The sequence below is a fragment of the Thermoleptolyngbya sp. M55_K2018_002 genome (assembly GCF_015295965.1).
Lineage (GTDB): Bacteria > Cyanobacteriota > Cyanobacteriia > Elainellales > Elainellaceae > Thermoleptolyngbya > Thermoleptolyngbya sichuanensis.
In genome coordinates, this window is sequence record NZ_DVEA01000420.1 from 1 (window position 1) to 9,508 (window position 9,508).

Sequence of the window (9,508 nt, forward strand, 5' to 3'; positions counted from 1 at the left end):
TCTGCCCGCTGGCGTTCGGCTTCTGCCCGCTGGCGTTCGGCTTCTGCCCGCTGGCGTTCGGCGTTTTGTCCCTCTGCTCCAGTCCAAATCACCTGCCCTTGGGCATCGCACCAGCGCAACCACAGTCCGCTTACTCCTTCAAATTCGCCTTCCCAGAGGGTCAACCCCAACCCCACCGCTTCTAACCAGACGGGCGGCTGCAACAGGTGATATCGCCCCTCCCTCAAAGCCCAGGCTTGCAGCAGCGATCCATCCATCTCGTCTGGAGCCTGAAGCTGTTCCAGGGGATCAAACACAGCGTAGTAGGGCACCCCAATGCGGGCATAGAGGTCTTTCTTGCTCAGGGTTTTGCCCTTTTGCTGAGATTTACGGCTCAGCGCGAGTTCATCTCCTTCTCGATTGGAGACAATCTCAATGCACACGTCCGGCACTTTGCCAAACTCCCAGACAAAGTAGGAGCGGTTTTGCTTCTGGCTCCAATCTGTTGGCATTTCCAGCCCCAAACTCAGCATCGCATCGGGAACAATCGGATCTTGCTTGAGGGCATAGAACACCCCCACATTGGCGGCGGCAATAAACGGGATTCCCGGCGACCAAGAGCTATACAGCGGTTCTACCAGAAGTCGTTGCTGTTTTTCGGATTGAAAATTGTCCACTGGTGTGTCGTCCTCGGTAACCAGATGGCTGATGTCCAGTTCCGTCACGATTGCGTCGTCGCTGAGCAGGTTGTGTGCCATAGGTGATGATCCAACCCGATACTGCAATACCGTTTATTCTAGTCAAGCGAGTCTGGTCAAGCGAGTCTAGTCAAGCGAATCTAGTCAAGCGAGTCAGAACTTCCTTCTGCTCATGGCCTTGGGCGACTGCTGATTCCTAGCAGTCTGCTGAACCCCGCTTTACCGGCGATCGCCCAGACTGAGATCGCGCATCAGAAGCCAGAAGCCTTTCGCCGGGACTGCCTGTAATTGGCGATCGCCAGCGTGTAGTCTTGAAACATAGCGGCTGGCCTGCTCCCAAATCCTCCTCCTTTCCCGGTCTGCCGTCTTCCATGCGCGGGAGCTTTCTACCATGATGCAGTCCGTCTTCAATCAGCCTGCCTACCTGCTTTGGCTGGTGGGAGGAATGTGTTGCTTGTTTTTGAATTTGCTGGTGTTTGAGCCAACCATCACAGCGCTGGGCATTGCGGCCATTATTACCTCAATCGCTGCCCTCAGCCTGCCCAGCGTCGGCCTTCAGATGATGCTGTGGGGCATTTTGTCGGTGGCGCTGGCGATCGTCATGCGCGGGCTAGTGCCCCAATCGTCTAAAGATCTGGCGGCTCCGAGCGAGGCACAGGTCTCTGTGACGATTCCACGCGGCGGGGTTGGGGAGGTGACCTATGAAGGCACGATTTGGTCAGCCCGCAGCCAGGTTTCGGACGTGGCGATCGCCGTTGGGCAGACGGTTCACGTCGTCGGCCGCCAGGGGAACACGCTAATCGTTCTCCCCGCAGGGTTTGTGCAAGATCGCCCAGTTTGAGTATTCGCCCAGTTTGAGTATTCTTTGAGTATTCATTGAGTATTAATTTGGATATTCGGGCGAACTCCCCCATCGTCCCACCGCCCCGACCCTCTGTCACCGCAAACCCTCCCCTAACCCGTGATTCGGATGTAGCATAGAGTCAGTGCAATTATTCAAACCCTGATGGCCTCATCTCCTGCGGAAACTCCTGAGTTGCAAATTCGACCGCTGCTTCGCCGCGACCTGGAAGTCGTGGAGCGGTTGATGCTGGATTCACTAGAAACGGACACCGAGAGCAACCGTCTGGAGGTGACGCAGCGAGTGCAGCAGCTCCGACGCTGGTACGGGCTGCTCAAGGGGTTGAGTTTGTTTCCCAATCCGCTGCAACATCTGCTTTCAACCTACGTTGCTGAGCAAGATGATCAGGTGCGCGGGGTGATTCAGGTTTCACCGTTCAACCGCACACGCAGCACTTGGCGGATTGAGCAAATTGCGGTCGGGCAATATTCCCCCGGCGAATTCAGACAAACCTCGCTGATGGACGTGGGTTCCCAACTCCTGCGCTACTGCCTGCAAGCCATTTGGGAAGCCCGTACCTGGCTGATTGAAGTGGATGTCAACGACAACTCAGTGATTGGGCTATGCCGCAAAACAGGCTTTCAACCGCTGGCGCAGATGACCTACTGGGCGATCGCCCCAGAGCTGTGGCAAGCCCTAGCCGAGCGACAGCCCGATTTGCCCAACCTGCTGCCCGTGGGCAATGCCGACGCAGGGCTGCTGTGCCAACTGGACACGGCCTCGATGCCGCCCCACGTCCGTCAAGTGTTCGATCGCCACATCACCGATTTCAAGACTGGCCTGCTGGGCAGCGTCGCGGACGGGGTGGGGAGTTGGCTAACTCCGGTGCATGTGGTTAGCGGCTACGTGTTCGAGCCGCAGCGCAAAGCAGCGATCGGCTATTTTCGGCTGCAACTTTGTAAAGACGGCAGCCACCCCCACGAAGCCAAGCTAACGGTTCACCCCGCCTATACTTGGCTCTATCCAGAGCTATTTTGCCAGATGGCGCAGGTGGTGCGGGGCTATCCGGAGCAGGCGCTCATGGTCGATTCGGCCGACTATCAGCCGGAGCGGGAAGACTTTTTGCAACAACTGGGTGCAGAGCAAACCCACCACACGCTGATGATGTCGCGCTCGGTGTGGCACAAGCTGCGGGAAGCCAAGCCGCTAGAGGGGCTGCAACTAACCGACGTGCTGCAAAATCTCCAGCCTGTGCGAAAGCCAGTGCCCAGTCGCTTCTCGCTGGAGTCGGGCAACGGCAACGGCAAGTCCGACACCAAGCCACCAGGGTTGTCTAAGGATTCTAACTAAAGATTCCCACTGAATCTCAACCAGAATCTCAACCAAGATTCCCACTGAATCTCAACCAGATCTCAACTAGATCTCAACTCACTGATCTCAACTAAGTTCTACGGCATGACGCGGATCTCGGCGCTGGGGCTGGATGTGGGCAGGAAGCGCATCGGCGTAGCAGGCTGCGACGGCACGGGGCTAATTGCCACGGGTCTAGAGACGATCGAGCGGCGATCTTTTGCCGAGGATGTGGCGCGGCTGCGGAAGCTGGTCGAGGCGCGGCGGGCAACGGTGCTGGTGGTGGGAATGCCCTACAAGCTGGATGGCGAAGTGGGGGCGCAGGCGCGGCAGGTGCAGCGATTTGCCGAGCGGCTAGGAGCCGCGCTGAATCTACCCGTGGAATATGTAGACGAGCGGTTGACCTCCTATGCCGCTGAGGAATTAATCCATGCGGAGGGGCGATCGCCCTCCTACAACAAGGCGCTGATCGACCGCAAAGCCGCCGCCATTATCTTGCAGCAGTGGCTAGACGGGCGATCGCCCACTCAGACCTAGCCTGCGACCCGATCCGAGAGTCTACGAATCCAAAATCCAGAATCCAAAATCCAGAATCCAAAACCCAAAACCCAAAATCCAAAGCTGCTCCTGTTTTCCATCCGCCGAAGAGTCCACCAGAATCCACCTTTTCATCAATTGCGGCGCAGCGATGCGGTAAAGTTTTCAGTAGCAATGCGCTTGTGAACTCTTGCTGGCGAAGTTTTTTTAAGGATATTGGCATGGCAAAGGTCGGGAAAAATAATGATGACTTTGAGACAAACCAGGGCGATTTGGAAGAGGAGTTGCCTACCGTCAGCCTGACAGACGAGGCCGGGCGATCGCTCGTTTGTTATGTGGAGCATTCGGTCGAAGTAGACGGACAAGCCTACTTGTTGCTGCTGCCAGTCGATTCGCCGATTGAAATCTTTGCCTGGGAAGACGACGAAGACGAAGATGCAGGGACGCTTGTTGACCTGGCCGATACTCAGATTGAAGAGATTTTTGAAACCGCTCGGGCTGTGCTAGCAGAACAAGATTTGACCCTCAAGCGCACGGCCTACACGCTGACGGCGGTGGGCGACCTGCCCGATGTTTCCGAAGAAGACGTAATCACGATTGACGTGGGCGAAGAAGGCGGCCTGGTGGATTCTGAGCAGTTTCAGCGGCTGACCTCCTTCTATCACGAAGAGCAGGAATACGACGTTTGCACGCCCCTCGATCCGCTCATGTTCTTTGCCCGCGTCAACGCTAGCGGCGAACCTGAATTGCTCTCTCCAGAAGAGTTTCAGGCAATCCGCCCGCAGCTAGAGGAGCAGTTGTTTGACTCGTTTGAGTAATTTTGAGTCATTTGGGGTGCGTAATCCTTGGATGAGTTTTTTGGAGAGGCGTTCACTGATTTGGTTAACTGATTTGGTTAATCCGTTAGCGTGTGCGATCGCCCCACAAAAAGCCTAGCGGTGGAACCCGTCGGCCGTCCTATCAGTCAGCTCGCTATCAGTTCGTTAATCGATCGGGAGGCGGATTGTAGGGCTGCCGCCGTTAGACTCGTAGACTCTCGCTAGACTAGGGTTTAGACTGCGTTCCGGTGCTTAATGTAGAAACCCGCAGGGCGATCGCCCCAACACTCTGGGTTCGGCAGCTCTGGGTTTGGAGAAAACAACAATGTCGGTCAAGCGATTTTCTGGATGGTCTAAGGGGGTAATCCTGCTGGCGCTGGTGCTGGTGGCGCTGCTGCTGGGCGGCTGGCAGGGCTGGCGCTGGTGGCTGGGGGCGATCGCCCCGGCAACTCAGGCGACCCATAGTGGCAACCCTCCAGAAGACGCAGCCGTGCGGGTCGAAATTCCCGAAGGCAGCACCGCCCAGCAAATTGGCGAAACCCTAAAAGACAAAGGCATCATCCGTTCGACTGAGGCATGGAACCTGTGGACGCGCTGGCAAACGCTGCAAAAGCGGCCGGGTAGCTTTCAGGCAGGGATCTACGCCCTCTCGCCTGCTGAGCCGTTGCCCGCGATCGCCGACCAGATCTGGCGGGGCGAAGTCGTGCAAAACAGCTTCACCATTCCCGAAGGCTGGACGATTCGCCAAATGGCGGAGTATTTCGAGGCGCAGGGCTACTTCCCCGCCGAGGAATTCATGGCCGCCGCACAAGATATCCCGCGCGATCGCTTTCCGTGGCTACCCGAAAATCTGCCCATGCTGGAGGGCTTTCTGTTTCCCGATACCTATCAGTTTGCGGGAGAGCTTACGCCTGAGTTGGCAATTGACCAAATGCTTCGCCGTTTTGAGCAAATCGCCCTGCCGATTTATGACGAAGGGCGATCGCCCTACAGCTTCATGGAATGGGTGACGCTGGCCAGCATTGTTGAAAAAGAAGCCGTCGTCCAGGACGAGCGTCCCACCATCGCTAGCGTGTTTGCGCGGCGGCTGCGCGAGGGCATTCCTCTGGCTGCAGACCCCACGGTGGAGTATGGGCTGGGCATCCGGCAAACCGTCGAGCAGCCGCTGACCTACGCCCAGGTGCGCCAGCCCTCGCCCTACAACACCTACATCAACCCTGGCCTCACGCCAACGCCCATCGCCGCACCGGGTCTGGCCAGTCTGGAAGCCTCGCTGAATCCTGGCGATACGGAATATCTGTTTTTCATGGCGCGATACGACGGTACGCATATCTTTAGCCGGACGCTCGCCGAACACGAAGCCGCCAAGCGAGCGGTCGATGCGGAACTAACTCGGCAAAACTAACTCGGCAAAACTAATTGGCAAAGCAATTGGCAAAACTAACTCGGCAAAACTAAAGTTCCAACGTCACGGGAAATCATCCAACGGCACGAGATCTAACAGGTAGAATTTAGGCTGGGCTGTTGGCAAAGCAATCGCAATATTAATTCTCCCAAGCGAAGCGACGAGTGAAATTGCTAGAAGCTTTGCAACCGCTTGACTAGCCATCCCAAATCGCGAATCCAAAATCGAGAATCGGTATCACGCCTCAATTCGCCCTTACGCAAAAACAATGTCCTGGGGAAAACTCTTACAACCTGACCTGGTGTTGGGCAGCAGCATCTTGGCGCTGACCCCAGCGTTATTGCAGCAATACAACCTGCGGGGGCTAGTGCTAGATGTGGACGAAACGCTGGTGCCGATTCGGGTGGCTCAAACCTCTGGAGAACTGCGCGAGTGGGTGGCGCAACTGCGTCCCACAACTGCGATCTGGCTGGTGAGCAACAATATCAGCAAATCGCGCATCAGCAGCATTGCCAACTCGCTTGATCTGCCCTACTTGCTGGGCGCAGGCAAACCCTCGCGGCGCAAACTGCGGCAGGCTGTGGAGGCAATGGGCATTCCAATTGAACAGGTGGCGATGGTGGGCGATCGCCTGTTTACCGATGTGCTAGCGGGCAATCGCCTGGGCATGTTCACCATCCTGGTAGAGCCAATGGCAGACCCCGCCGTAGAGATACGCCGCAGCCCCGTTCGCAACTTTGAAGTGTGGGTGTCGCAGGCCTTGGGGGCATCGCTTACGCCCCGGCGGTAGAACGGCGGTGTCGATTTTGGATTTTGGATGGCCGCCTGCTGGATTGGCGATTTTGGGTTGGCGATTTTGGGTTGGCGATTTTATTGCGAAATGTTGCGCTGCCAGGGCGATAGTGTTACATTACTTTACAGAGATTTCTGCAAAGCGATCGCACTGACGACTTCGGCTGTTCATCCAGGCAGCCTGCCAGTGATTTCGTTCTCCTAGCATCACATCTCTTTCCAACACAGCGAACCCGGCCAGCCTTCTTTAGGGCTGGCTATTTTTTGTTTTTTATATTTTTTGTTTTTTATATTGCACGCTTGACGGCTGATCTAGCAATTGTCGATGCTGCCAGCGCGATCGCCAGCAGCCCCGCAAACGCTCACCTGGCAAAAAATCGTAAATCCAAAGAAGACTCAAAATCGGCAATCCAAAATCCAAAATCGGATCACCAACCGTCAGGGCGATCGCCCCCCTGCCCCACGTCCAGAACCAGATTACTCAGGTCGTTTAGTAGTATAAATGCTTACTCCTCAACGTCTTTAATGCGCGTCTTGCGCTCCACAATTTCCTTTAATACCAGCGTGATCACGGCCAAAAACGCCAGCAAGACGGCTGCGGAATAGGCTTCAGGCGTTTTGTACTGCTTATAGGCCTCTTCCACATAGAGCGGCAGGGTTTGGGTTTTGCCGATGATATTCCCCGACACCACCGACACCGCGCCAAACTCGCCCATCGCCCGTGCATTGGTGAGGATCAAGCCATACAGCAAGCCCCAGCGGATATTGGGCAGCGTCACCCGCCAAAAGGTTTGCCAGTCGCTTGCGCCCAGGGTTTTCGCCGCCTCTTCCTGATCGGTGCCTGCTTCCTCCAGCACCGGAATCACCTCCCGCGCTACAAACGGCATCGTCACAAACATCGTCGCCAGCACCATCCCCGGCACAGCGAAGATAATCCGCAGATCGTTGGCTTGCAGCCACGGGCCAAACCAGCCGTTCCGTCCGTATAGCAGCACAATCATCAGGCCTGCCACCACAGGCGAGATGGCAAAGGGAATGTCGATGATGCTGAGCAGCAGCGTGCGGCCGGGAAACTGGTGACGGGCGATCGCCCAGGCCGCGCAAAGTCCAAAAATTGTGTTGATAGGGAGGGCGATCGCCGCGATCAGCAGCGTCAGCTTCACCGCATTCAAAAACGGCTGCGACACCAGGTTGGAAAAGAACGGCCCCAGCCCATTGCGAAACGCCTGCACAAATACATTCAGCGCCGGAATAAACAAAATCAGCGTTAGATACAGCACCGCAATGCCGATCAGCACCCACTTCACCCACGCCCCCTGGCTACGAGGGGCAACCCTGCGGCCCGATGAAGCGTCCGGCGTGTTAAACAGTTCCGCATCAGTCCGCATAGCGCCTCCCCCAGGCTTGCAGCAAATTGATCACCAGCAGCATCAGCAGTGAAATCAGCAGCAGCACCGTGCCAATCACCGTTGCTCCGGCATAGTCATACTGTTCTAGCCGCTGAAACACCAGCACAGGCGCAATCAAGTCCTGAAATGGCACGTTGCCCGCCACAATCACCGTAGAGCCGTATTCGCCTACTGCCCGCGAAAATCCCAGCGCCACCCCGGTCAAAATCGCCGGAATCAGCGGCGGCAGCAGCACCCGCCAGAAGGTCTGCCAGGAAGACGCGCCCAAACACCAGGCCGCCTCTTCCACTTCTTTTTCCATTTCTTGCAGCACAGGTTGGAGCGTCCGCACCACAAAGGGCAGCGAAATGAACACCATCGCCACAAACACACCCAGACGGGTAAAGGCAATTTTGATGCCGAAGGGGGCAAACAGGGAGCCGATCCAGCCTGCATCGCTGTAGACCGTAGCCAGCGTCAGTCCGGCAACTGCGGTCGGCAGGGCAAAGGGCAGATCCACCGCTGCATCGATGATCCGCTTACCAGGAAAGTCGTAACGCACAAACACCCAGGCAATGATCGTGCCAAACACGCCGTTCAAGAGCGCCGCCGCCAGAGACGTGCCAAAGGTGACGTTATAGGTCGAAAGGGCAATGTCGCTGGTGGCAATTTGCCAGAACCGGGTGGGGCCGACCGTGCTGGCGCTGAGCAGCATGGCGATCGCAGGCAGAAATAGCATGATCGTCAGGTAGACCCAGGTGACGCGCCACGGCCAGGACAGGTGTAGCAGGCGATGCCAGAGCGGGCGATCGCCCTTCGCGGATCTATCACTTACAGGAGAAGCAGTCATAGCCCTATTTGCATTCAACTTACAGCTACCGAAAAGAATCGGAAGGACGGTTACTTCGTCAGCGTGCGCCCGCCCATCTGCGCCTGAATCTGGTCAAACACTGCGCCGTCGTCGAAAAACTGAGCTTGAACCCGGTTCCAGCCGCCTAAGTCCGCCACGGTGAACAGCGTATCGACCTTGCCAAACTGATCGGCGTATGCGGCTGCGACGGTTGGATCGACGGGACGAAAGCCAACCTTGGCAAATTCTGCCTGGGCTGCTGGCGTAAACAGGAAGCGCACAAAGGCCTCCACGACCTCCCGCGTGCCCCGCTTGTCCACCACCGCATCGACAATCGCCACCGGGTTATCGATAGAAATATTGACGCGGGGCACTACATAGGACAACGGCTCCCCGCGCTGTTTGGCCAGCAGCACCTCGTTTTCGTAGTTAATCAGCACGTCGCCCTGTCCCTGCCGCAAAAAGCTATCGGTCGCCTCTCGCGCATCGCGGGCCAGCACGGGGGCATTTTGATAGATCTGGGTGGTCAGCGCCAGCGCTTGCTCCGCCGTTCCGCCCGTCTGCGTGACTGCGCCCCAGGCTCCCAAAAAGTTCCAGCGAGCGCCGCCGGAGGTTTTGGGGTTTGCAGTCACAATTCGCACCCCTGTTTGGGTCAAATCCTGCCAGGTTTGGAGGTTTTTGGGGTTGCCGTCCCGCGTCACAAAAACGGGCACCGATCGATGCACGATGGACTGGTTTGGCAGTTCTTGTTCCCAGCCGGGTTGGATAAGGCCGGCTTTTTCGATTTTCTGGATATCAAGCGCCATCGCCAGCGCCACCACGTCCGCCTCTAGCCCGTCGATCACGGCTC

Annotated in this window: 11 protein-coding genes; 6 read left to right on the plus strand and 5 right to left on the minus strand. The window is 56.9% G+C overall.

The window, feature by feature from the left end; translation table 11 throughout:
• Together IGS51_RS20915 and IGS51_RS20920 are read right to left on the minus strand one after the other, a co-directional pair.
• Positions 1-737 (minus strand): Uma2 family endonuclease (locus IGS51_RS20915; protein WP_297080690.1); only part of this gene is annotated, 737 nt, incomplete at its 3' end.
• A 159-nt stretch (positions 738-896) separates the two neighbouring features.
• On the minus strand, positions 897-1,070 hold the full coding sequence (locus tag IGS51_RS20920; RefSeq protein WP_297080691.1) for a hypothetical protein: 174 nt from the start codon (positions 1,068-1,070) through the stop codon (positions 897-899).
• Between IGS51_RS20920 and IGS51_RS20925 the strand changes: the two genes are divergently transcribed.
• The 6 genes from IGS51_RS20925 (at position 1,069) to IGS51_RS20950 (ending at position 6,418) form a co-directional block, all read left to right on the plus strand.
• Positions 1,069-1,518 carry an NfeD family protein gene (locus tag IGS51_RS20925; RefSeq protein WP_172354133.1) on the plus strand — a complete coding sequence of 150 codons (450 nt, stop codon included), beginning with the start codon at positions 1,069-1,071 and terminating at the stop codon, positions 1,516-1,518. The two genes, IGS51_RS20920 and IGS51_RS20925, sit on opposite strands and share 2 nt — an antisense overlap.
• A 165-nt stretch (positions 1,519-1,683) precedes the next feature.
• Positions 1,684-2,868: a GNAT family N-acetyltransferase gene (locus tag IGS51_RS20930; protein ID WP_297080692.1), complete on the plus strand. Its 1,185-nt coding sequence runs from the start codon at positions 1,684-1,686 to the stop codon at positions 2,866-2,868.
• Between the two features lie 105 nt (positions 2,869-2,973).
• Positions 2,974-3,405, plus strand: a complete 432-nt coding sequence (gene ruvX / locus IGS51_RS20935; RefSeq protein ID WP_297080693.1) for a Holliday junction resolvase RuvX — start codon at positions 2,974-2,976, stop codon at positions 3,403-3,405.
• A 221-nt stretch (positions 3,406-3,626) separates the two neighbouring features.
• Positions 3,627-4,223 (plus strand): DUF3727 domain-containing protein, encoded by a 597-nt coding sequence (locus IGS51_RS20940; protein ID WP_297080694.1) that lies wholly within the window; start codon positions 3,627-3,629, stop codon positions 4,221-4,223.
• 325 nt (positions 4,224-4,548) lie between these two features.
• A complete protein-coding gene (mltG, locus tag IGS51_RS20945; protein ID WP_297080695.1) occupies positions 4,549-5,628 on the plus strand; it encodes an endolytic transglycosylase MltG in 1,080 nt (359 codons plus the stop codon).
• Positions 5,629-5,896: 268 nt separating this feature from the next.
• Entirely contained in the window at positions 5,897-6,418 is a 522-nt protein-coding gene (locus IGS51_RS20950) for a YqeG family HAD IIIA-type phosphatase (RefSeq protein WP_297080696.1), read from the plus strand.
• Positions 6,419-6,926: 508 nt separating this feature from the next.
• Here the strand turns inward: IGS51_RS20950 and cysW are convergent.
• The 3 genes from cysW to IGS51_RS20965 all read right to left on the minus strand — a co-directional run.
• A complete protein-coding gene (gene cysW / locus IGS51_RS20955) occupies positions 6,927-7,808 on the minus strand; it encodes a sulfate ABC transporter permease subunit CysW (protein WP_297080697.1) in 882 nt (293 codons plus the stop codon).
• Complete coding sequence (cysT, locus tag IGS51_RS20960) at positions 7,798-8,658, minus strand: sulfate ABC transporter permease subunit CysT (RefSeq protein ID WP_297080698.1); 861 nt, start codon at positions 8,656-8,658, stop codon at positions 7,798-7,800. Before cysT ends, cysW begins: the two co-directional genes overlap by 11 nt.
• A gap of 50 nt (positions 8,659-8,708) precedes the next feature.
• Positions 8,709-9,508: sulfate ABC transporter substrate-binding protein (locus tag IGS51_RS20965; protein ID WP_297080699.1), on the minus strand; the 800-nt coding region annotated here is incomplete at its 5' end.

Excerpts from the sequence above, each read along its gene's own strand:
- IGS51_RS20925 (WP_172354133.1), top strand. The coding sequence starts at position 1,069 with ATGATGCAGTCCGTCTTCAATCAGCCTGCCTACCTGCTTTGGCTGGTG.
- IGS51_RS20920 (WP_297080691.1), bottom strand. The coding sequence starts at position 1,070 with ATGGTAGAAAGCTCCCGCGCATGGAAGACGGCAGACCGGGAAAGGAGG.
- IGS51_RS20930 (WP_297080692.1), top strand. The coding sequence starts at position 1,684 with ATGGCCTCATCTCCTGCGGAAACTCCTGAGTTGCAAATTCGACCGCTG.
- ruvX (WP_297080693.1), top strand. The coding sequence starts at position 2,974 with ATGACGCGGATCTCGGCGCTGGGGCTGGATGTGGGCAGGAAGCGCATC.
- IGS51_RS20940 (WP_297080694.1), top strand. The coding sequence starts at position 3,627 with ATGGCAAAGGTCGGGAAAAATAATGATGACTTTGAGACAAACCAGGGC.
- mltG (WP_297080695.1), top strand. The coding sequence starts at position 4,549 with ATGTCGGTCAAGCGATTTTCTGGATGGTCTAAGGGGGTAATCCTGCTG.
- IGS51_RS20950 (WP_297080696.1), top strand. The coding sequence starts at position 5,897 with ATGTCCTGGGGAAAACTCTTACAACCTGACCTGGTGTTGGGCAGCAGC.
- cysW (WP_297080697.1), bottom strand. The coding sequence starts at position 7,808 with ATGCGGACTGATGCGGAACTGTTTAACACGCCGGACGCTTCATCGGGC.
- cysT (WP_297080698.1), bottom strand. The coding sequence starts at position 8,658 with ATGACTGCTTCTCCTGTAAGTGATAGATCCGCGAAGGGCGATCGCCCG.